Here is a 22,278-nt window from a genome sequence, read left to right on the forward strand (position 1 = left end):
TCGCAAGGCCCGCTGCAGCCCCAGCCGCATCAGCCGAACCGTCGCCGCTGTTCATGCCGTCGAGATCGCGTGGCACTCAGGATGAGAAGCCTTCACTGAGCTTCTTCGAGTTGGCCACCGATCGGGTGATGGGCCCTGAAGCTCAACGAGCGAGGCCCCCGAGCTGTTGATCGAGATGCCTGACGCCTCAATCACGTTGCTCGAGGGCCTCGTTGGTCATCCATCCTGCCGCACTCGACCTGCTGCATGTGCTCGTGGAGTGGGTCATCATGCTGATTGTCACCCGTGAGGGCGACCGGCGCTGCAAGCTCCGTCCGTCTCAGCGCGCGATGGTGGCGCTGGTGTACCTGCCCGAACACACACTCTGGCGAAGATCGCCTCCGGGTTCGGGATCAGTGAGTCCACCGCCCACGCCTACACCCGCGCGGTCGTCGACCTGCTCGCCGAGCGTGCACCGGGTCTGCTCAAGACGCTGCGCGAGCACGATCCCGACTTCGTCCTGCTCGACGGCACACTCGCCGAGTGCGACCGGGTCGGCGACGGCCGGGCCGACTACTCCCACAAGCACCTGCGCCACGGGGTGAACGTGCAGGACGTCACCGACCCCGGCGGCCGGCTGCTGTGGCTCTCGCCCGCCTTGCCGGGCCGTACCCACGACCTGACCGCCGCCCATGCCCACCGGATCATCCGGATCTGCGAGCACCAGGGCGTTCCCATCCTGGCCGATCTCGCCTACCAAGGCGCCGGCCCATGGCTGACCACCGGCATCAAACGCAAGCCCTGCAGGAACTCCCCCCACCGAAAAGACCTCAGCCAGACACCTCAACCAGACACTGGCCGCCGCACGAGCGCCCATCAAACGCGGCGTCGCAAGGCTGCAGTCCTGGCGAATCTTCCGCAAGTCCCGATGCAGCCCCAACCGGATGACGCCAATCGCCAAGGCCATCCTCACTCTGGAGCGGCAGCGCTGAAGAAGCTCACTGATCCGTTGCCACTAGCACCGCAGCCCGACGCCGAAGAGCGGCAATGCAGTCCCTGCGGAACACCCGGCGACAGCACTGCTCGCTACCAAATCCGCTCGTGCCTGAGCGACTGGCTCTGCAGGACCTTCCGTAACGGCCTGCCCTTCCCCGGTATGACGGGACCAACAACTCTTCACCTCAGCCGGTGGGACACCGGAGTGCACAGTGAGGCCCTCGGCGACTCGGTGGTGTGCGATGCTGTGACGATCTTAGGCGAGTCATTCTCTGGGGGGCTCTTGAACATTCTCGTACGCTGCTCGTCCGAGGACTCCGAGCAGCAGCTTCAGTCGCTCGCCGCTTGGCTCGGGACCGACAGGACGGTACGACGTTCCGTCGACGCCGAGTTGCGGAGTGACCATCCCTCCGCGCCCGGTCACCAGGGCAATGGCATCGACGTCTTGGCTCTGGTCCTCGGCAGCGGTTTCAACGCGGCTTCGTTGGTGATCTCCATCCTGACGTGGCGCTCCACCCGCCCAGAACGTCCGACGCTGACGGTCGAGCGGCACGACGGCGCCGTCGTGCGGATCAGCGGCCGCTCAGAGGAGGAAGCTGAGCGTCTGCTCCGACGTGTCCTGGGGGAATGAGGTGAACTTGCCGGAGGCAGAGCAGTTGCCTGCCCCAGAAAGAACCCGTGTCGTTCTGATCGGTGCGAGTACTTTCTCAGCCTTGGATCCCTTGCCGGCAGTGCAAGGAAATCTTGCGGTTCTCCGGAATCTGTTGCGGGAGAAATGGCAGCTACCCCCCGAGCACTGTACGGTCCTCGCCGATCCGTCCCTCCCTCGAGACGTTTCCCGGGCTGTGGGGAAAGCTGCCGAGGAAGCGTCCGATACGCTGCTCATCTATTACGCGGGGCACGGTCTGATCGAACCCAGGACCGGCCGTCTACATCTTGCCATCGAGAGCAGCGATCCTCGGTCAGTGCACGACTCATCCGTTCCCTACGACTGGGTCCGGATGGATGTGGAGGGAAGCCGGGCTCTGCGACGAATCGTCGTCCTTGACTGCTGCTACAGCGCCCGGGCATTCGGCGTCCAGTCGAACGCGCCCGCTCTAGAACTGGACGGCACCTATCTCCTGGCCGCCGCTGCGGAAACGGCCGTTGCACTCGCGCCACCCGGTGAACCAGTCACGGCATTCACCGGCGAATGGGCTTCCATCCTGCAAGAGGGAATTCCGGGCGAGGCATCACTCCTCACTTTGGACGCGATTTTCACTCGCCTCCGCACACGACTCATCATGAGGGAGCGGCCGGAGCCCCAGCGCCTGTGCCGCAACCAACTGGGGCAGGCTCCGTTCATCAGAAACGCCGCATACACGTCGCAGCGCGACCCGGCCACTGGCGCTGACGCGGCCTCCGACAGCACCGACTCCCTCATGGCGGACCAAGCCATAGCCGACCTCTACACCAGCCGCAGTCTGGCCGACACACTGCAGACTATTGCTAATGGAATCGTGACACATCTCGGATACCGGCTGGCCACCGTCAATCTGGTCAGGCCCGACGGCGATCTGGTGGTAGCCGCAGTTGCCGGTGACCCAGGGGCCGAAGCCATGCTGACGGGCCGTGTCGGCTCCCGTGCGTCCTGGGAGCGGCGCCTGTCCATGGGTGAGGACTGGGATCTGCTGCGCTTCATACCACACACCGAAAGTTGGGTTCTGGCCGACGACGACGTCCCGCAGTGGCACACTGAAGGTGCTCTGCCCCAGTTGGACCATGAGTGGCATCCTCAAGATCATCTCTATGCGCCGATGTATACGGCCGGTTTCCGGAATGAACTGATCGGGGTCATATCGGTCGATATGCCACGAAACCGGATCCGCCCCACGCCCCAGGCGCGCGGCCATTTACGCAGGTACGCTTATCACTCTGGTACGGCTGTCAACGGTGCCCGTCTGCGCGCCAATATGCAACGCGCGCTGGTTCGCCTCGAACGTGAACAGCAAGCCTTGCGTATCAACGAGGAATCCTTCCGTCAAGCCTTTGAATACGCTCCATCGGGTATCGCCATCGCCGAATTGGGCGGCGATCGCCATGGGAGGGTCCTCCGGACGAACGACGCGTTGTGCCGCATGCTCGGTCGCCCGGCTTCATCCATGCGACGGTACTCTCTGATCGACCTCACACACCCGGACGACATCGGGACTCTGCTGCGGACCCCGCCACAAGGCGGTCATGCGGAAGTACGGCTGGCCCGCCGCGACGGTACGTACATTCGGGTGAGGCTACGTAGCGCTGTAGTAGCCGACGTCAGCGATGGGCTTCGCTTTCAGCTGTCTCACATCGACGAAGTCCGCCCGGCCCTCACCACGAGATCCGAAGCTTCGACCCACGTCGACACAGTACGGCCGGAAGAGCCGCTTTCCGAGCGAGTCCGGTGGTACCGCCTCCGGCTCCTGTGGTCGACACTTTCACGACACCGCTTTTCCCTCTTCGTGCGGCATAGGGGCCATCAGGTCGGCAACACCGCGCGGTAGTGCGTCGTCAGGCGTCCCCCGCGTCCAGAACGTGGAACGCCACCGCCAGAGGCAGGTCCCTGTGGACGTGGTGGGAGTCGTGGGCCTGGGGTTCCCAGAGGAGGCGGAGGGTGGAGACCCCTCCCGGGGCCACCTGGAGGGGCTTTCCGGCGAACGTCGTCGCCGCCGGGGTGTAGCGCGTGGCCTGCCAGACCTCTGCCACTGCGCGTCCGTGAGCTCGTGTCGCCGCACCATATGGGCCTCCCGCCCGGCAACCCACGAGATCCACCAGCCCACCAAAAGCCATCAGAAACGGCCTAGTCGGGCTCCCCCTCGAACAGATCGGTCGCCATTCCCGAAGATCTCCGTCGTAGTCACCCTCACGCACGTCCCGCAGAGCAGCCGCGTACCCGACCTCGATGGCCTGGGCGATCATCTGCTGTACCTGGCCCGGCACAGCCGTGAGCCTTGCCCCTGAGTAGAGGTTGGCCGGAGACGACAACCAGCGGGCGTGGGTCGGGGCTGGACTAGGTGGGCGTGCGCACGGTGGGCGTACACGAGCCAGCCGGGGCCGCTCAGGCTCGGCTGGTAGGCGAACAACTCCGCGTCCTTGGGATCGGTGATCAGCTCGTCGCAGTAGCGGCAGTAGTGCCGGACGTCGGTCACGGGTGCTCGCCGCCCAGGTTCTCGATGTGATCGCACAGGGCGCTCACGCAGCGGGCCAAACGTTGCGCGTGCGCGATCCCGGCGGGCAGGGTGCGGCCGGGCTCCAGGCCGAGCCGCATGCGTGCCTCCGTCACGCAGGCGTACGCGCAGGCGCGGGGCACGTCGTCCTTGGGGAGCCGCCCGGCCGCGATCTCCACCTCAGGGATCGCCAGCATGATGTGCCCGCGCAGGTGAAGGGTGAGTGTTTCCAGGTCCTCGGGGGTGGGAAGTTCGGCGTTCTCGGCAAGCAGACGGCGCGCGCTGGCGCGCATCGTCTCGACATCGAGCAGCGGGGTGGGCGCCTGTCCCCTGCCGTTCGAGTGGGTGGTAGAAGTAGTCACTGTCGGCGCTCCTCAGCAGCGTTGGCACCCCGGCGAGGTCTCGCCACCTCGTCGGGGACTGTCTTCTTCATACTGCTGCGGTGCGTGCACCCGTGAGTTTCACGACTCGTGAAACATCAAGTGATGCCGATCCAAGCGGCGAATCCCGCCAGTGACTCCTTGCTGTAACGCTCCAGGTGGATCAACGTTTGGACGGTCTCCCGCACTTGGGGATGGTTCCGGGTTTGCTCAGGCGCCACTCCCCGCGCCGATTGGAGCGCGGCGAACGCCTTCTCGCGGTTCCCGTAGTCAAGCCAGCCCTTCGCAGCGTCCATGTACCAGCGCCCCGCCCGTACGGGTGCCACGTCGGCGGGGAGGCGGGTGCGCTTGGTCTGACGGACGACTTCCGGGCCGTCGTACATCTCCACGGCCACGCCGAGTCGGTGCATCGCGACGTTGGTCGGACCGAACTCAAGGCCGTAGTAGTTCGCGTCCCGACCGAGGCGGCTGGCAGCATCCGCCGCAGCGTCGAGGTGCGCATGTGCGGTCGGGCCGTTCCCGACACGTGCTGCGAACATGGCTGATCGTAGGTGCACGGCGCCATGCACGCTCAGCGTGGGCGCGTCCATGCGTGCGATGTCCTCGCCCAAGTCATGGCGGACGCGGTCCAGTAGCCGCATTCCACGGCCGTACGCGGCGGATTGAAGGAACAGCGTGGCGCGCTGCCATTGCGTACGTCCAATGCGCAGTGGGTCGGCAGACTCCCGTGCGGCCCACTGAATTCGATCCATCGCCTGCGAACGCAGATCGAATAGGCCGAGCGCGTAGGCGATCGCGGTGACACCGGAGTAGGCCTCGGCAAGCAGTCCGAACAGCCTTTCCCGCTCGACTCCCTCAGCTGTATGGCATGCGGTCGACAGTTCATCAAGGAGTGGCGGCAACAGGTGACCGACCTTCGCGTACTTGGCCTTGCGGCCGAGTGCGGAGGCGCGCGCCACGTCGGCGGCCAGCTCCTCGTACGCCCTCACCGACACATCCTCGTCCGGCAAGTCCCAGGACAGCATGGACGTCTGGATACCCGGGATCGTCGCGTGCACGCGACCCCGTTGAGCATCCTCGTACGGCTGTCCCGTGAGCTGTTCAAGGCGGACACCCAGCGCGCGGGCAGCGCCAGCTGTGAGTGCGGGCGTGGCGGGTTTGTGGCCCCGTTCGACCTGAGCGATCAGAGACTTCGAGCAAGGAATGCGCTGAGCGAGTTGGAGCTGTGTCAGACCACGCGTCTTGCGTGCTTGCGCGATGCGCCGCCCAATCCGCTCGCCCGCTGCGTCGTCCGCGTACGGCATGATGACGTCCTTCGAGTCTCGACAGCTCGAAGATACCCCCAGCCGCGCTGAGGGAACGGCGTTCGGCTCCCGGTCCCCTCGATGGGATCGACGCGCTGCATGCCCACGCTCGGTTCCTCGGCGGCGCTTCTCCGGTACTCAACCTGTTCGTTCACCGACTCGATCACGAGAGATGGTATAGCGTGCCTACCGCGCTGCTGCGGCAGTGCGTCTCGCTACATCCCGGTCCCGGCGCCGGAGCGAGCAGTGGGCTCTTGAGAGTCACCCGCAGTTGGCCATCAGTACGCATCAGGACATCCGACCTGTCTCTCCTGTCGTCGCCGGGCGGCAAGCGGAAGGGGCGACGTATGTCCAAATCGCGCAACGCCAGCCGTCTGGCGAAGAGGATCCACCGCCAGACGTCGCTCAGACAATCGAGTGCTGCACGGCTGGCGAAACAGGCCCACGTCTACCTCGGCCCCTCGATCGCCGATGCGGCAGAACCTCATCAGTGTCAGCTGGAAGCGCACGTCGCCCACGTCTTGGCAAGCCGATTCCAGGATCGTCAGCTCAACGGCGCCCTCTTTGGAGTACGGAAGGCGCGACCCGTCGCTCAGCACCTGGAGTTGACGCTTGAGCCCACGATGGCGAACGAAGTGGTCCGTGAGCTCCTCCCGCGCTTCGATGAGCCTTACGGAGGCATCCGTGGCGTCCCCGGGCTGCGTTGTCATCCGGACGACCGGGAAATCCTGCTCCACGACGCCCTCAGCCCTACGCGGATCACTCTGACGCGCACCGACGGCCGTACGTGGCGTCTCCCGACCGCACGCGACGGTGAGACTCTCCTGTGGAAGCGACCCGGGAGCGGACTTTCACTCGACGAGAGGGCTGAGGCCGAAGAGTGGAAACAGCCCCATCCTGCACACGTGGACGTGCCGGTGCGCGACCTGATGATGAGTCGGCTCCTGCGTCGTCCAGCTCTGGTCAATCGGACCGCGGAACCCCACGGTTTCGCCAACTGCTACACGCACCACTCCGGAGATCTCGTGATCGAGTGGTGCTGCGGCGACACTGTGGAGGCCCTCTGCGCTGCGCTATTGGCCCATGGCTTCGTCGACGGCCTGTCGCCGAGCGAGGCGATCGAGTTGACTTCGCATGAATCCGCCCGCCTGGGCGGACATACCGTGATCTTGAGGCGTCACTCCGCATGCCAGTACGGGTACGGGCCATCTGGCTCTCAGGAAATCACTGAACATATCCGGAAGGGCTACACATCGTGACCTCGATCATGGCCGTATTCGGAATCGTGGTCTGCGTGGCCCAAGGTGTTGTGGTCCGCTGCGGGCGGGATCTCGCCGTACTCCGTCGCCTGGAGCGCCTGATGGACGGCTGTGATCAACACCAACGGGTCGAAGTCTGCCGCATTCTCGCCGCTTCACTGCACCAGAGTGGGAGGCCGGACTCCGCAGAGGAATTGCCGGCCAACAACGTCACGGCGGCACGGTGACTCCCTTCTTGGGACTTTTAGGACTCTTGGGACCGACCCTTCCATTGTTCTGTCGCTTCGTCTGGTGTGGGGGGGGCGTGTCAGGTGGGTGACAGGGGGATGTCAGGGGCCGTCGGCACCTTGGGGGCATGAGAAGTTCGGCTGTCGCAGTTTCTGGGCTGCGCAAGATGTATGGCGACAAGGTCGTGCTCGACGGGATCGGGTTCGAGGTCGCGGCGGGGTCGGTGTTTTCGTTGCTCGGTCCGAACGGGGCGGGCAAGACGACGACGGTGAACGTGCTGACGACGTTGTCGAGGGCTGATGCCGGGAGCGTGCGCGTCATGGGGCACGACGTGGTGGACGCGACCAAGGAGGTGCGCGGGGTCATTGGTGTGACCGGGCAGTTCGCCGCGGTCGACGAGTTGTTGTCGGGCCGGGAGAACCTGCGCATGATGGCGGACCTGAAGCGCGTGCGCTTCGCTGGTCAGGTGGTCGCGCGGCTGCTCGAGCGGTTCGATCTGGTGGAGTCGGCGGACAGGCTGGCGGGGACGTACTCCGGCGGGATGCGCCGGAAGCTGGATCTGGCGATGACGCTGGTCGGCAGCCCGCAGGTGATCTTCCTCGATGAGCCGACGACAGGGCTCGATCCGCGCAGCAGGCGCACGATGTGGGAGATCATCCGAGAGTTGGTGGCCGACGGCGTCACCGTCTTCCTCACCACCCAGTACTTGGAGGAGGCCGACGAACTCGCGGACCGGATCGCGGTACTGAGCGGCGGCGGGATCGTCGCCGAGGGGAGCCCCGAGGAGCTGAAGCGGCTCATCCCAGGCGGGCATGTACGGCTGCGGTTCACGGACCCGGCCGCGTACCGGTCGGCCTCCTCCGCCCTGCGCGAGGAGGCCACCAGGAACGACGAGGCGCTGTCGCTGCAGATTCCGAGCACGGGCAGCCAGCGCGAGCTGCGGTCCCTCCTCGACTGGCTGGACGCCGTCGACATCGAGGCGGACGAGCTGACCGTGCACACCCCCGACCTCGACGACGTCTTCCTCGCCCTGACCGAGCGCACGAGCGAGCACACGAGCAGGAAGGCGATCACACAGTGAGTACGGCGAGTACGGTCTCGACGGCGTTGGGCGACACCCGGATCATGCTGCGCCGCAATGTGAAGCACACCTTGCGGAACCCGGTCACGGTGTTCAACGCGGTCCTGTTCCCCATGGTGATCATGCTGATGTTCGTGAAGGTCTTCGGCGGCGCGTTCAGCGTCGGCGACGACTACATCGACTACGCGACGCCCGGGATGCTCGTGATGGCCGTCAGCTACGGCCTGGGGGCCACCGCGACGGCCGTGAACGACGACATGACCAAGGGCGTCATCAACCGGTTCAAGGCCATGGACGTCTCGCGGGGTTCCGTGCTGACCGGGCATGTCGTCATCACCACGCTGCGCTGCCTGGTGGCCTGCGCGGCCATCGTCGCGCTGGCCTTCGCGATGGGGTTCGACCCGGACGCGAGCGCCGTCGACTGGCTCGGCGCGGCCGGTCTGGCCGTGCTGCTCAGCTTCGCGGCCGGATGGCTCACCGTCGCCCTGGGGCTCGCCGCGAAGACCGTGGAGTCCGCGGGCCTTGCCTCGGTGCCCCTGATCATGCTGCCGTTCCTGAGCAGCGCGTTCGTGCCCGCGGACACGATGGGGGCCGGGGTGCGGCAGTTCGCGGAGTACCAGCCCTTCACACCGATCATCGAGACGATGCGCGGCCTGCTCGGCGGCGACCTCTCCAGCGGCGACGCGTTCGCCGCCGTCGCCTGGTGCGTCGGGCTCGCCCTCCTCGGGTACGTGTGGGCGGTCGCCACGTTCAAGAAGCGAGCGTGACCTCGGCCAGCTGAGACCAGCCGGTCCGCATCCCCTCCTGAGCCGCCTCGGCGAACCGCGCGTCGCCGAGGCGGCGCCGCGCGTCCCGCTCGATCCGGCCCGCGTCCGGGTGGAAGCGGTCCCGCAGGCCGCACACGTCCTCGCTCGCCGCGAGCAGCCGCGCGGCCTGCTCGTGTTCGTCACGGCGCAGTGCCAGGTCCGCGACCCCGACGAGCGCCTGCGCGATCAGCGGGGCGTGTCCCGTCTCGGAGGCCGCCGCGCAGGCCGCCGCGCGGTGCACCCGGCACGCGTCGAGGTCGTCGGCGAGATAGCCGAGCAGGTCGTGCGTGAGGACGCGGATGTTCGCCTGCTCCGCTCCGTCGCCCAGCAGGGCGGTCGCGACGCCGAGTTGCTCGCGTGCCTCCCCGGCGTCGCCCCGCCACCGGGCGAGTTCCGCCTTCGCGAGAGCCAGCTCGGCCAGCGCGTCCGGCCAGGTGACGCGCTCCGCGCTCCGCTGTGCCTCGGCGATGGCGGCCGCGCTCGCGTCCCCGTCGCCGAGGAGCCAGTACAGCTGCGCCTGCCGCGACCGCATCCGGATGACGTCCTCGGTGCCGCTGACCTCGGTGACGGCTTCGATCGCCTGCTCGTAGTACGCGCACGCGTCGGCGAACTCTCCGCGCGTGGCCGTCCGGTCCGCCAGCTCGGACAGGGCGAACGAGATCCCGAACCGCTCGCCGAGCGCCCGGAACTCGGCCAACGCCCTCTCCAGGTGCGCGTCCGCGTCGCGCCCGGCCCGGCCGAGCATGATCCGCATCTTGCCCAGGTGCAGCCGGGCCAGGGCGCGCGCCCAGGGGTCGTCGTCGTCCAGCAGCGCTTCGATCGCGGGCAGGACCGCGTCGGGGGCGCGCAACAGGTGTTCCATGGGGACGACGAACCCCTCCAGGGGGTGGTAGCTCCGGCTGCGCCGACTGGCCTCGTACGCCTTGTGGATCCACTCGGCAGCATGGTGTTCGTCGCCCCGCCCGGAGCCCACGAACAGGACGACCAGCAGGTACACCGTGGCCCGGACGTCGTCCGTCACCTCGCCGGGGACCCTGGTGGCCGCCGTGAGCAGTTCGAGGCCCTCGGTCTTGTGGCCGCTGAGCCACCAGTACCAGCCCGCGCCCCCGGCGAGCCGCATCGCCGCCTGTGCCTCGCCCGCCGCGAGCGCGCCGCGCAGCGCGGCGCCGATGTTGTCGTGCTCGGCCTCGAGCCTGGCCAGCCAGTGAAGTTGCCCGGCGCGGCGCAGGTGGGGCTCCGCGGTCTCGGCGAGTCCGGTGAAGCAGGCCAGGTGCGCGTGGCGCGCCAGGTCCGTCTCCCCCGCCTCGGCGAGCCGGTGCCCGGCGTACTCCTTGATCGTGCCGAGCATGCGGTAGCGCGGAGCGCCGTCGCCCTCGGCGAGCAGCAGCGACTTCTCCGTGAGCGCGGTGAGCAACTCGAGTACCTGCTCGCGCTCGACCGCGCCGGTCGTGCCGGCCGCGCAGACGCTTTCGGCCGCCTCCAGGCTCGCCCCGCCGGAGAACACCGAGAGCCTGCGCAGGACGGTCCGCTCGGCCTCGGTGAGCAGGTCCCAGCTCCAGTCGACCACCGCCCGCAGCGTCCTGTGCTGCGGAAGCGCGGTCCGACTGCCGCTGGTCAGCAGGCGGAACCGGTCATCGAGGCGGCCCGCGAGCTGGTCGACGGAGAGGGTGCGCAGCCGGGCCGCGGCCAGTTCGATCGCCAGCGGCATCCCGTCGAGGGCCCGGCACACGCGCGCCATCGTCGCCAGAGTGGGGGCGTCGGACGCGAGGTCCCTGCGCACCGCCCCGGCCCGGTCCCGCAGGAGCTGGACGGCGGGCGAGGCCTCGATCACGCCCGGGCCCGCGCCGTCCTGCGGCAGGGCCAGCGGCTCCACCAGCCACAGCGCCTCCCCGGTGATGCCGAGCGGTTCACGGCTCGTCGCCAGGATCCGCAGCCGCCCGCACTCCCCGAGCAGCCGGTGGGCGAACACCGCGGCGGCCTCGATCACGTGCTCGCAGTTGTCCAGGATCAGCACCGCTTCCCGCTCGCGGATCGCGGCGACGAGACGGTCCGTCGGCTCCGTGTGCGGGGCCCCGCCAAGCAGGGCGTCGCGGAGGCCGAGCCCGGCGAGCGTCGCGTGGGCCACGTCGCCATCGGCGCCGATGGCGGCGAGCTCCACCAGCCAGACGCCGTCCGGAAGTTCGCCGAGCAGGGTGCGGGCGGTCTCCGTGGCCAACCTGGTCTTGCCGGAGCCGCCAGGACCGATCACGGTGGTGAGCCGGTGCGCGGCGACGAGGCCTCGGACGGCGGCGACGTCGGCGCCCCGGCCCACGAAGGTCGTCAGCTCGGCGCGCAGATTGGTCCTGCGGCCCGGCTCGCCGCGCGCGGGGCCGCTCTGTCCCGGCTCGCCGCGCCCGGGCAGGTCACGCGCCAACTCGCCGCGCAGCAGCGCGACATGCAGCGCCGCGAGCTCCGGTGAGGGGTCGACGCCCAGCGCCTCGGCCAGGGTCTCCCGCGCGTGCTGGTACGCGAGCAGCGCCTCGCTGTCACGTCCGGCCGTGACGAGGGCGCGCATCAGGGCGGCCACGAGACGTTCCCGCAGTGGATGCGCGGCCACCAGGTCGGTCAGCTCCGTGACCATGCGCGCGCCGCGTCCGAGGGCGACCTCGGCGTCGACCCGCTCCTCCGTCGCGGTCAGGCGCAGCCCTTCGAGACGGGCGACCGCCGCGGCGAACGCGGTGCTGTCGCAACCGACGTCCTGCAGGGCCGCACCGCGCCACAGTCCGAGGGCGTCGCGCAGCAGCCGCGCCCGCGAGGCCGCGTCCTCGGTGCGGGCCTGGCCCGCGACGACGAGGCGTTCGAACCGTACGGCGTCGACGGCGTCGGGCTCCACCGCGAGGCGGTAGCCGTCCGTACGACCCTCGACCACCCCTTCAGGCAGTGCCTTCCGCAGCCGGGAGATCAGGCGGTGCAGGGCGTTCGTCGCGTCGGCGGGCGGGTGCTCCCCCCAGATCCAGTCGACGAGCGACGCCTTCGGGACCACGTGCCCCGGCTTGAGCGCGAGGGCGGTCAGCAGTCCGCGCAGCCGCGCGCCGGGCACGTCGAGCGGGACGCCGTCCTCCGTGCGCACCTCGAATGGACCCAGCATCCCGATCTGCACCCGCTGAATTTTGCCATGGTCCTGACCGGGCCCTCGGGCGGATGGCGCCTTGCCGGACCGGCCCAGCGGGTCAGTCCGGCGGGCCGTGACGAGGGCCGCGAGCCCGCGAGGGGTCAGGAGGCGGTAGCTGTCGGTGAGGAGTCCGGCGATCTCCGTCCAGTCCATGACCTCGTCCCGACGCACCCCCACCGCGTTCGTGCCCCACGCCGACGCGGCGCGGACGGTGACCGCCGCGTGGAGTCAGCGCGCCGCCTGTGAGGTGGACCTCGTCGTCTCCGCAGCGCCCCGAGCCTCCCGACGGCACGGTGCGGCTCGCGGTGGACGGGCCCACGGAGCAGGCCATCACCGAGCGCGCCACGATCCTCGCCGAGGTCTACCGCCGAGGTGACGGCTGGCGGTTGCGGGGCGCTCACCCTGTCCGGTCACTGAGTCGAGTCCGAGATGTGTCCTGAGGCGCCGCCCTGCCGCTCAGGCCGTCGGGGGAAGCGTCAGTGTGGCGAGGGCTCCCGCAGGGGGCGCGTTCGTCAGGGTGAGGCTGGCGCCGATCACCCGTGACTGGCCCAGGGCGATGGTCAGGCCCAGGCCGTGGCCGTGGCCGCGTTCGGGGGTGGCGGTGTGGAAGCGTTGGGGGCCGTGGCGGAGGAGGTCCTCGGGGAAGCCGGGGCCGTGGTCGCGTACGGCGATGGTCGTGGCGGCTACGGTGACCTCCACCGGGGCGGCGCCGTGGCGGTGGGCGTTGAGGGCCAGGTTGGTGACGATGCGGTCGAGGCGGCGCGGGTCGGTCTCGGCCATGGGGCGGCCGACGACGGTGACAGTGACGTGCTCCTCCAGGCCCGCCCTGCGCACGGACTCCGCCACCAGCTCCCCGAGCGGTACCGGCTGGGTGTCGGCCCGCTCCGCGCCCGCGTCGAGGCGTGAGATCTCCAGGAGGTCGTCCACCAGGCCCCGCAGCACCCGCACCCGGTCCTGGACCAGTTCGGTGGCCTCGCTCTCGGGCAGCAGCGAGGCCGATGTGACGAGGCCGGTCAGCGGTGTGCGCAGCTCGTGGGCGACGTCCGCGGTGAAGCGCTGCTCGCCGCGCAGCCGCTCCTGGAGCGCGTCCGCCATGTGGTCGACGGCCGAGGAGATCTCGCTGATCTCGTCGTGGCCGCGGCCTCCGGTGCGCGCGTCGAGGTCGCCGTGGCGGATGCGGCGGGCCGTCCCCGCGACGCGCCGCAGGCGTCGCAGGACCAGTTCGGCGGCGAGCAGCGTGAGGGGGACGACGACGGCCAGCGTGGCGATGGCCGCGTAGCGGATGTGCCGGTCGAGGGCTTCGAGGCTGAGCTGCTCGCCGACCATGCTGACGTTGACGGCGATCACGGTGCCGTCGACCCGTTCGGCCGCCCACATGCTGGGCCCCTGGAGTGGCTTGCGGGTGTCCTTCCAGGTCGCCGTGGAGGGCGGAGTGGCGGACGACGTGGAGGCCAGCTGGTTCCGCAACTGGTCGGGGACCTCGTCGCCCACGACGTAGTTCGCGCGTTCCTCGGGGGCGCGGCGCGTGGGCTGCTCGCCGCGGAACTCCGCCTTGGCCAGGTCGAGTTCGCGCAGCGCCGCGGCGCGGGCGATGCCCAGGCCGCGCTCCTCGGTGCGCTGGTGCACGAGCACCCCGATGCCGAGGGCCATCGCGCAGGCCGCGGCGGCGACCCCGGCGGCGATCTTCCAGCGCAGCGAGCGGGGGTCGACGAAGCGCAGCAGCGCGGGGCGGTCACGGCCCGTGTCAGGGCTCGTGTCGGGCCGCAGGTCAGGTCTCACACCAGGTCTCACACCAGGTTTCATGTCAGGTTGCATGCCAGGTTTCATGTCAGCGCCGGAACTTGTAGCCGAAGCCGCGCGCCGTCTCGATGTGGTCGGCGCCGATCTTCTTGCGCAGCCGCTGTACCGCCAGGTCGACGACCCGGCTGTCGCCCTCCCAGCCGTAGTCCCACACGGTGCGCAGCAGCCGCTGCCGTTCCAGGACGATCCCGGGCGCGGCCACGAATTCGAGGAGCAGGCGCAGTTCGGTGGGGGTGAGCGCGACGAGGTGCCCGTCGGTGCGCACCTCCAGGCCACGGGTGTCGACGGTGAGGTTCCGGAAGGTGAGCACCGCGTCGTCGTCGGCCGTGGCCGTCTCGGGCGTGGTCGCGGTGAAGGTGGCCCGGCGCAGCAGGGTGCGGATGCGCGCTACGAGGACCGTGGTGTCGACCGGCTTGATGACGTAGTCATCCGCACCCGCCTCAAGGCCCGCCACTACGTCCAGCGCGTCGCCCCTGGCGGACATCATCAGGATCGGGGCCTGGCTCGTCTCGCGGACTCTGCGGCACAGCCCGATCCCGTCGAGGTGCGGCAGCATGACGTCGAGCAGCAGCAGGTCGTGCTGTCCGTCCCGGAAGATCTCCAGGCCGGTGAGGCCGTCCGGTGCCGCGGACACCTGGTAGCCGTAGCGCTCCAGGGCCATGCCGACGGACTTGCGGATCGTCTCGTCGTCCTCGACCAGCAGGACGCGGACGTCAGCAGGGGGGCCGCCACTGTTCTGTCCCATCACGTCAGCCTAGATCTTCTTCTCGTACGCCACCGTCACAGCCGGAAGGCGGCCGCGACGGGCAGATGGTCGCTGCCGGTGCGCGGCAGGGTCCAGGCGGAGACCGGTGTGACGCCGCGCGAGAGGATCTGGTCGAGCCGGACCACCGGGAACGAGGCGGGCCAGCTGAAGCCGAAGCCCTGCCCCGCCTCCTCCTGCGCCGACCGCAGCCGCGAGGTCAGCGGGCGCAGGGCGCGGTCGTCCGTGGTGCCGTTGAGGTCACCGAGGACGACGGCCCGGGACAGCCTCTCCTTCCGTACGAAACCGGCGAGCCGCGCGGCCGCCTCGTTGCGCTTCTCGGTGGCGAATCCGCTGCTGGGGTGCACGCGGATGGACGCGAGGTGGGCGACGTACACGGCGAGCGGCCCCTTGGGGGTGTCGACGGTGGCCCGCAGGGCGCGGGTCCACGGCATGATGGCGAGGGGCTCCACGTCCCGGAGCGGACGCTTGCTCCACAGGCCGACGGACTCCCGTACCGCGTGGTACGGGTAGGTGTCGGCCAGCGTCCGTTCGTACGCCGGAGTGGCGCGCGCGGTCAGCTCCTGCAGGGCGATGACGTCGGCGCCCGAGGCGGCGAGGTCGCGGGCGGTGCGGGCCGGGTCGGGGTTGCCGTCGTGGACGTTGTGGCTGACGACGGACAGGTCCCCGCCCGGGGAGCTCTTGTCCAGGAGCGTGCCCGCGAACAGCGAGCACCAGACGACGGCCGTGAGCGCGACGGCGGCGCAGGCGACGACGGACCGTCGCAGCAGCGCCGCCGCCAGCAGGACGGGGACGCTCACCCCGAGCCAGGGCAGGAAGGTCTCAAGGAGGCTGCCGGAGTTGCCGAGGGCGTTGGGCACGAGCGAGTGGCCGAGCAGGAGCAGCGCGACGAGCACGGCGAGCGCGGCGACGATCCACCCGGGGCGCCTCCCGCTCCCGGCCGGGACGCCAGCGCCTTCGGTCAAATCGGCCTGGCTGTCGGCGCGTTCGGGCACCTCTACCTGGCTGTCGGCGCGTTCGGGCGCCTCTACCTGGCTGTCGGCGCGTTCGGGCACCTCCGCCTGGCTGTCCGCGCGTTCGGGCAGCAGAGTCATGTCCGCACCGGCTCTCCGTCACGCAGCGCGGCGGGCAGGCCCGTCCGCACGGCCTCGATCAGCGCACCGCTCTTGTCCAGGGCGGCGTTCAGGCCCTCCGTGGGAGTGGTGCGGGCGCGCTGTCCGAGGACGACGCCGAGGACGAGGTGCCGTCGCGCGCCGGACGTCACCTCCGCGGCCCACATGAGGTTGCCGCCCGCGGGAGTGCTCGACCCGGTCTTGAGCCCGATCACCCCGGGCTCGTCGAGGAGCCGGTTGGTGTTGGTGACGGTGCCGGGTACGCCGGGCACCGTCGTGCTGCGCAGCGCCACCACGGCCCGCAGCACGGGCTCCTTCATCGCCTGCCGGGCGAGCTTGAGCTGGTCGTCGGCGGTGCTCCTGGTGCTGGCCTCGAATCCGCTGGCGCCGGTGTACGTCGTACGGTCCATGCCGAGCCGCGCGGCGGCGCGGTTCATCTTCGCGACGAACGCCTTCTCGCTCCCGGCGTCCCAGCGGGCGAGCAGCCTGGCGACGTTGTTGCCGGAGGGCAGCAGCAGCAGTTCCAGGAGCTGGCGCTGGGTGGGCCGCCGTCCTTCGCGGAGCGGGGCCGTCGACTCGTCGAGCGAGTGGGACTCCTCGGCGGCGGCCGCGTCGACGGTGATCCGCGGGCCTTGCTCGCGGCCCGTGAGCGGGTGCTCCTTGAGGATCACGTACGCGGTCATGACCTTGGCGACGCTCGCGATCGGCACCGGCTCGCGCCCGCCCTCGCGGCCGAGGCTGCCGAGGCCCTCCACCGCGATGCTCGTCTGCCCCTCCCCGGGCCACGGCAGGTCGAGCCGCCCGGCGACGGCGGCGGCCTCCCCCGGGGCCCCGCCGCCCTCGTCCCGGGCGAACCCGAACCAGCCTCCGACCCCGATGACGGCCAGCAGCGCGGTGCCTCCGCACACAGCCCCGACGCCACCCCGCACCCGACGACCCCTCACCGCAAGCACCCCTCCACGACCGGCACGTGCGGTGATCCCCGCACGTCACCAAGGTTTGGCGGAGACCGCATCAAGGCGGTCAGGGTCGTGCATCCGGTGGCCCGCGAATGTGTGTCATCCAGGTATCAGCCGCCCGGCGACGTGTCGCCGCCTGCGGCGGACGCGGCGGGCGCGACGGAGCGAGTGCCGCGGAAAGTGCCCTGGGGGCCGATGAGTTCGCCGGTGGGCGAGGGTCTGCCCTTGCGTACGACACCACACGTTGGACTACGGGAAGGGTGCTTCTGATGAGGAGACGAGGGGGGCGCGTCGTCGTGACCGCCGCGCTGGTGGCGGGCTCGGCCGTCGGGACCGGGACCACGGTGGCCGCCGAGGCCGCGGACGGCGCGGGTGAGCGCCGCTCGTACACCGGGGAGATCGACGGGGCGAAGTACCGCGCGGAGGTCCCGGAGAACTGGAACGGGACCCTGCTGCTTTACAGCCACGGCTACTACCCCGCGGGCTGGGCGCCGGAGAAGATCGCGCTGACCAACAGCGAAGAGGCCGAGGAGGCCCTCCTTGGCAAGGGCTTCGCCCTGGCGGCGTCCGACTACAAGGGCACGCACGGGTACGCCGTCGCGGACGCGCTGACCGATCAGGTCGCCCTGCGGGACTGGTTCGCCGACAACGTCGGACGGCCCGCGCGCACCATCAGCACCGGCCAGTCGATGGGCGGAACCGTCGCCACCCTGCTGGGCGAGCGGCATCCGGACCGGTTCGACGGGGTGCTCTCGATGTGCGCGGAGTACGACGGCAACGGAACCTGGAGCACCACCCTGGACATGACCTACGCCCTCAAGACGCTCCTGGTGCCCGCGGCCGACCAGGACATCGACCTGGTGCGGCCGCGCGACCCCGAGCGGAGCGTCGAGGTGCTGGTGGCGGCGGTCGACCGCGCCCTGGGGACCGAGCGCGGCCGGGCGCGCCTCGCCCTCGTCGGCGCCCTCGGCAACGTTCCCGGGTGGAACTCGGCGCACGAGGCGCGGCCGACGAAGACCGCGGACCGCGTGCGGGCGCAGGCACAGTGGCTGCGCAACGCGTACGTCGCGGGCACCGGCCCGCTCGGCCGGGTCGACCTGGAGCGCAGGGCGGGCGGCAACCCGTCCGCCAACGCGGGCGTCGACTACCGGCGGCAGCTCGCCGGTTCGGCGCACAAGGACCTGGTCCGCAAGGCGTACCGCGCCGCGGGCCCTGCCGCCGCCGACCTGGCCGCCGACCTGGCGAAGCTGAACTCCGGCACCCGGATCACGGCGGACCCGAGGGCCGTCGACTACATGAAGCGGTACACGATCGCGCGCGGGACGGCGCCGCGGCCCGTCCTCACGCTCCACAACACCCAGGACGGCGGCGCGGTCTCCGACCAGGCCGGGTGGTACGCCGACCAGGTCCGCCGCAACGGCGACCCCGGCAACCTCCGCCAGCTGTACGTGAACCGCGGCTCGCACTGCGCGTTCAGCGCGGCCGACGAGATCACCGCGCTGGAGGCCCTGCTGGCCAAGGCCGACACCGGTCGCTGGCCCCGTACGGACCCGGGGGTGCTGAACAGGACCGTCGGCCGTTACCAGCCGGAGCTCCAGCAGGTCCTCGACCTCGCGACGTTCGAGAAGAAGACCGTGCCGCCCGCCTTCACCCGGTTCACCCCCGCCCGCTTTCCCCGGCCCTCCCGCTGAGACACCTCCTTGGCCTTCCTGATGCAGCGAGCACCCAGCCAGCACCCAACCAACGTCCAGTCAACGTCCAGCCAGCTCGATGCAATTGCCCGGATTTGTGCTAGTCAGTACCCATGTCGCATCCCGGCACGCTGATTCTGATCATGGCCATGGCGGTGCTCGCCCCGCTCCTCGCGTACGCGGTCGGGCGTCGGCTCACCGTCCCCGTGGCCCTCTTCGAGATCGTCCTCGGCATCCTGATCGGTCCGGACGTGCTCGGCTGGGCCCGGCCCGACGCCGCCATCGAGACGCTGTCCGGCCTGGGGCTCTCGATGCTGATCTTCCTGGCCGGGTACGAGATCGAGTTCGCCGCCGTCCGCGGTGACACGCTGCGGCGCGCGGTCGGGGCCTGGGGCGTCTCCCTCGCGGTGGCGCTCGGCATCGCCTTCGCCCTGACCGGCGCGCAGGCCACCAAGAGCTTCGTCATCGGCACCGCCCTGACCAGCACCGCGCTCGGCGCCGTGCTGCCGCTGCTGCGCGACGCGGACCTGCTGCGCGGCCGGTTCGGCACCGTGGTGATGGCGTTCGGGGCGGTGGGCGAGTTCGGTCCTGTCATCGCCATCTCGCTGCTGCTCAGCGGCCGGTCCCCGGGCGTCGCCACCGTGCTGCTCGTCGCCTTCGCCGCCGTCACGGCGGTCGCGGTCTTCTGGGCGCTGCGCCCGCGCCCGCCGTGGTTCGCGCCCGTCGTCGCCAGGACCCTGCACTCCAGCGGTCAGTTCGCCGTGCGGTACGTAATGCTGCTGCTCGCCTCGATGCTCGGCCTTGCCGCCGCGTTCGGCCTCGACACGCTCCTCGGCGCGTTCGCGGCCGGGCTGCTCACCCGGCTCGTCCTGCGCGGCGCGGCCCCCGAGGCCGGGGCGGAGGTGCTCGGCCGGATCGAGGCCATGGGCTTCGGCTTCCTGGTCCCGGTCTTCTTCGTCGTCACCGGCATCGGCTTCGACCTCTCGGCCCTGCTCGACGGCGGCCGCCCGCTCGCCCTCCTGCCGGTCTTCCTGCTCCTTTTCCTGCTGGTGCGCGGGGGACCCACGTGGCTGCTCGCGCCGCGCGACCTGCCCCGGCGCGAACGCGCCGCGCTCACCCTGTACTCCGCCACCTGCCTGCCGCTCGTCGCCGCCATCACCACCATCGGCACCGACGACGGCGTCCTGGCCCCCGGCGAGGCCGCCGCCCTGGTCGGCGCGGCCATGCTCTCCGTGCTCGCCTTCCCGCTGCTCGCGCTCAAGGCCCTCGCCGGGCGCCGGGCCACTCCCTCATCCCCCACGGCCGGGGCGGCCGAGACGTGGTGACCCCGCTGGCTCACCGCGCCCTGGACGCCGCCCTCGCCCGGGGCTCCGTGGCGACGCCCCGCCGCCCACGGCGGATGGTGGCGTGAGCCGTCTCCGCCGCGACGAGGCCCAGCGCCATGAAGGCCGCGCCGACGGGACCAAGCCAGTGCGGGCCCGCCCAGGCCATGCCCGCCTGGCCGACCAGCGGCGCCGCCGAGACGCCCACGTAGACCATCGCCGAGGCGAGGCCCGTGAGGAGGGGGGCCGCGGTGGGCAGGGCGGTGATCAGGCGGTGGGTCTGCGGTGCCAGGAGGCCCCACCCGCACACGCCCCAGACGAGCAGCGCCACCACCGTGGACGGCAGCTGGGCGCTGGTCCACGGAAGCAGGGCGAAGTCGGCCGCGGCCACCACGATCGCGGTGTTGATGACGCGGCGGCCGCCGAAGCGGTCGGTCAGGCCGCCCGAGCCGAGCGTGCCCGCCGTGGCCGCGAGGCCCCAGACGAACAGCAGCACGGCCAGCGTGGTGCCGCTGCCGTCCGTGGCGCGGTCGAGGCTCTCGCCGATGAAGGAGTAGACCGTGTAGAGACCGGTGTAGACGAGCAGCGTGGTGAGCAGGGTGAGGCCGATGCGGCGGTCCGCCAGCGGGGCCAGGCGCGTGCGCAGCGGGACCGCCGGGGGCGTGGGGATCGTGGGCAGCAGCAAGGCGACGGCCACCGCGGCGAGCACCCCGAGGGCCGACACGAACACCATGGTGAGGCGCCAGTCGCCGGTGGCGCTGCCGATCGCCGTACCGAGGGGCGAGCCGAGCGCCGTGGCCGCGCTGAGGCCCGTCATCACGGTGGCGATGGCGCGGCCGCGCCGCTCGGGCGGGGCGAGGGCCGCGGCCGCCGCGACGGCGGCCGGGGTGACCATCGCCCCGCCGAACCCGGCGAGCGCCCGTCCGGCCAGGGCCACGCCGAAGTCGGGGACGAAGGCGGTCAGGAGGTTGCCCGCGGTGAAGACGGCGAACCCGGCGAGGAACAGCGGCCGCCGGGACCTGCGCGCGGTGAGCGCGGCCATGACGGGGCCGAGGACGGCGTACGTGAAGGCGTAGGCGGTGAGCAGCCAGCCCGCGGTGCCTACGGAGACGCCGAGCGAGTCGGCCGCGTCCGGCAGGATGCCGGCGATCACGAAGCTGTCGGTGCCGATGGCGAACATCGCGGCAGCGAGGACGACGAGTGAGCGGTACACGGGGGACGGGCCTCCTGTGGATGCGGGGCGGGCGGCGGGCGCGACGGGCTCACCGCGACGATCAGGGTGACGTAACAGAAGTTGTTACGTCATAGCGTTCAAAAGAGGCCGGTCCGCTCGGACCGGCCCGCTCGGCAGGGTCAGACGACCGTCTCCTTGAGGACGTCGGCGACGGTGACGCCCGCGAGCTCGGCCTTCATCGCCTCCTCCGCGCGGTCGTACGCGCCGCGCAGCACCGGCGGAATGCCGCGCCCCACCGGGCACTTCTGGTTGGGGGGCGAGGGGTGAAGCGCCAGGAGCGGATCGGGCTCGACCGCGAGGTAGACGTCCCTGAGCGTGATCGACTCGGGCTCGCGGGCAAGCCGCCAGCCCGCGCCCTGCCCGCGCTGCGACACCACCAGGCCCGCGTCGCGCAGGCTGCCGAGCGCCCGGCGGATGACGACGGGGTTGGTGTTGACGCTGTCGGCGATCTGGTCGGACGTCACGATGCCGTCGGGCCGCTTCGGGCAGACCAGAGCCATCCACGTCAGCGCGTGCGTGGCCACGGTCATGCGGCTGTTGGCGCTCACAGGTGCTCCCCTCCTCGCCCGGCCGGCTTGTCGCAACTGATTCTGTTACGACAATGGCGTGGCTGTCCAGCCCTGTTCGTCGAGCAACGCCGTGAGCTTCCCGGGGGCCAGGCCCCGATAGCTCTCCACGAGGAGTTCGGCGACCTCCGTCCAGTCCGTGGTGGCCCCGTCCAGGTGCATGCCGACCACGTTCGCGCCCCAGCCCATGCGGAAGAAGGGCGGGCCCGCGTGGGTCAGGGCCTCGAACTCCTCGCCCCCGGCCCGGAACGTGAGGGTCGTGGTGGGCTCGGCGGCGTGGGCGTGGGTGGCGGTGGAGCGGGCCGGGTCGGTGACGTAGACGTGCGCGAAGGTGCGGCCCCGGACCCGCCAGCGGATGCCGGTCCAGGCCTGCTCCTCGTACGCGTCGGGCAGGCGGCCGCAGATCGCACGGAGGCGCGTGAGCGTGTCGAGGGGGACCTCGTCGTGAGGGTGCGCGGTCAT

At 70.6% G+C, this 22,278-nt stretch carries 17 protein-coding genes and 4 pseudogenes; 10 read left to right on the forward strand and 11 right to left on the reverse strand.

The window, feature by feature from the left end:
* Nucleotides 1–212 precede the first annotated feature (212 nt).
* The 4 pseudogenes from AC07A4_RS29715 to AC07A4_RS29730 all read left to right on the forward strand — a co-directional run.
* Nucleotides 213–971: pseudogene (locus AC07A4_RS29715) on the forward strand (transposase).
* A gap of 323 nt (nt 972–1,294) precedes the next feature.
* A pseudogene (locus AC07A4_RS29720) lies at nt 1,295–1,606 on the forward strand (effector-associated constant component EACC1); the annotation flags it as partial.
* Nucleotide 1,607: 1 nt separating this feature from the next.
* Nucleotides 1,608–2,252 (forward strand): annotated as a pseudogene (locus AC07A4_RS29725) (caspase, EACC1-associated type); the annotation flags it as partial.
* Nucleotides 2,253–2,396: 144 nt separating this feature from the next.
* Nucleotides 2,397–3,314 (forward strand): annotated as a pseudogene (locus AC07A4_RS29730) (PAS domain-containing protein); the annotation flags it as partial.
* A gap of 190 nt (nt 3,315–3,504) precedes the next feature.
* On the opposite strand, the gene AC07A4_RS29735 reads toward AC07A4_RS29730, so the two are convergent.
* The 3 genes from AC07A4_RS29735 to AC07A4_RS29745 form a co-directional block, all read right to left on the reverse strand.
* Nucleotides 3,505–3,699: a hypothetical protein gene (locus AC07A4_RS29735; protein WP_478604364.1), complete on the reverse strand. Its 195-nt coding sequence runs from the start codon at nt 3,697–3,699 to the stop codon at nt 3,505–3,507.
* 439 nt (nt 3,700–4,138) lie between these two features.
* A complete protein-coding gene (locus tag AC07A4_RS29740; RefSeq protein ID WP_478604367.1) occupies nt 4,139–4,522 on the reverse strand; it encodes a DUF6415 family natural product biosynthesis protein in 384 nt (127 codons plus the stop codon).
* Between the two features lie 116 nt (nt 4,523–4,638).
* Nucleotides 4,639–5,844 carry a helix-turn-helix domain-containing protein gene (locus AC07A4_RS29745; protein ID WP_478604370.1) on the reverse strand — a complete coding sequence of 402 codons (1,206 nt, stop codon included), beginning with the start codon at nt 5,842–5,844 and terminating at the stop codon, nt 4,639–4,641.
* A 347-nt stretch (nt 5,845–6,191) separates the two neighbouring features.
* On the opposite strand from AC07A4_RS29745, the gene AC07A4_RS29750 reads away from it, so the two are divergent.
* The 4 genes from AC07A4_RS29750 (at nt 6,192) to AC07A4_RS29765 (ending at nt 9,179) form a co-directional block, all read left to right on the forward strand.
* Complete coding sequence (locus AC07A4_RS29750; RefSeq protein ID WP_478604373.1) at nt 6,192–7,103, forward strand: hypothetical protein; 912 nt, start codon at nt 6,192–6,194, stop codon at nt 7,101–7,103.
* Nucleotides 7,100–7,330, forward strand: coding sequence for a hypothetical protein (locus AC07A4_RS29755; protein WP_478604376.1), 231 nt, complete (start codon nt 7,100–7,102; stop codon nt 7,328–7,330). The genes AC07A4_RS29750 and AC07A4_RS29755 overlap by 4 nt, the downstream gene beginning before the upstream one ends.
* A gap of 128 nt (nt 7,331–7,458) precedes the next feature.
* Complete coding sequence (locus tag AC07A4_RS29760) at nt 7,459–8,412, forward strand: ATP-binding cassette domain-containing protein (protein ID WP_478604379.1); 954 nt, start codon at nt 7,459–7,461, stop codon at nt 8,410–8,412.
* Nucleotides 8,409–9,179, forward strand: a complete 771-nt coding sequence (locus AC07A4_RS29765) for an ABC transporter permease (protein ID WP_478604382.1) — start codon at nt 8,409–8,411, stop codon at nt 9,177–9,179. Before AC07A4_RS29760 ends, AC07A4_RS29765 begins: the two co-directional genes overlap by 4 nt.
* Here AC07A4_RS29765 and AC07A4_RS29770 read toward each other — a convergent pair.
* The 5 genes from AC07A4_RS29770 to AC07A4_RS29790 all read right to left on the reverse strand — a co-directional run bounded on the left by AC07A4_RS29770 (nt 9,163) and on the right by AC07A4_RS29790 (nt 16,952).
* Entirely contained in the window at nt 9,163–12,357 is a 3,195-nt protein-coding gene (locus tag AC07A4_RS29770) for a BTAD domain-containing putative transcriptional regulator (protein ID WP_478605022.1), read from the reverse strand. The genes AC07A4_RS29765 and AC07A4_RS29770 overlap by 17 nt on opposite strands.
* A gap of 468 nt (nt 12,358–12,825) precedes the next feature.
* Nucleotides 12,826–14,019 (reverse strand): ATP-binding protein, encoded by a 1,194-nt coding sequence (locus AC07A4_RS29775; protein WP_478605024.1) that lies wholly within the window; start codon nt 14,017–14,019, stop codon nt 12,826–12,828.
* Between the two features lie 178 nt (nt 14,020–14,197).
* Nucleotides 14,198–14,914, reverse strand: a complete 717-nt coding sequence (gene cseB, locus AC07A4_RS29780) for a two-component system response regulator CseB (protein WP_478604385.1) — start codon at nt 14,912–14,914, stop codon at nt 14,198–14,200.
* Between the two features lie 35 nt (nt 14,915–14,949).
* Nucleotides 14,950–16,026: an endonuclease/exonuclease/phosphatase family protein gene (locus AC07A4_RS29785; protein ID WP_478604388.1), complete on the reverse strand. Its 1,077-nt coding sequence runs from the start codon at nt 16,024–16,026 to the stop codon at nt 14,950–14,952.
* The gene (locus tag AC07A4_RS29790) at nt 16,023–16,952 is read right to left on the reverse strand and encodes a D-alanyl-D-alanine carboxypeptidase family protein (protein WP_478604391.1); all 930 of its coding nucleotides are present in this window, start codon (nt 16,950–16,952) and stop codon (nt 16,023–16,025) included. The genes AC07A4_RS29785 and AC07A4_RS29790 overlap by 4 nt, the downstream gene beginning before the upstream one ends.
* A 320-nt stretch (nt 16,953–17,272) precedes the next feature.
* Between AC07A4_RS29790 and AC07A4_RS29795 the strand changes: the two genes are divergently transcribed.
* Nucleotides 17,273–18,694: an alpha/beta hydrolase-fold protein gene (locus tag AC07A4_RS29795; protein WP_478604394.1), complete on the forward strand. Its 1,422-nt coding sequence runs from the start codon at nt 17,273–17,275 to the stop codon at nt 18,692–18,694.
* A 113-nt stretch (nt 18,695–18,807) separates the two neighbouring features.
* The gene (locus tag AC07A4_RS29800) at nt 18,808–20,019 is read left to right on the forward strand and encodes a cation:proton antiporter (RefSeq protein WP_478604397.1); all 1,212 of its coding nucleotides are present in this window, start codon (nt 18,808–18,810) and stop codon (nt 20,017–20,019) included.
* A gap of 10 nt (nt 20,020–20,029) precedes the next feature.
* Here AC07A4_RS29800 and AC07A4_RS29805 read toward each other — a convergent pair whose 3' ends face one another.
* The 3 genes from AC07A4_RS29805 to AC07A4_RS29815 all read right to left on the reverse strand — a co-directional run bounded on the left by AC07A4_RS29805 (nt 20,030) and on the right by AC07A4_RS29815 (nt 22,278).
* Complete coding sequence (locus AC07A4_RS29805; RefSeq protein ID WP_478604400.1) at nt 20,030–21,229, reverse strand: MFS transporter; 1,200 nt, start codon at nt 21,227–21,229, stop codon at nt 20,030–20,032.
* A gap of 140 nt (nt 21,230–21,369) precedes the next feature.
* Nucleotides 21,370–21,798 (reverse strand): Rrf2 family transcriptional regulator, encoded by a 429-nt coding sequence (locus AC07A4_RS29810; protein ID WP_478604403.1) that lies wholly within the window; start codon nt 21,796–21,798, stop codon nt 21,370–21,372.
* A gap of 45 nt (nt 21,799–21,843) precedes the next feature.
* The gene (locus AC07A4_RS29815; RefSeq protein ID WP_478604405.1) at nt 21,844–22,278 is read right to left on the reverse strand and encodes an MmcQ/YjbR family DNA-binding protein; all 435 of its coding nucleotides are present in this window, start codon (nt 22,276–22,278) and stop codon (nt 21,844–21,846) included.

Source organism: Streptomyces sp. NPDC043996 (assembly GCF_056435225.1).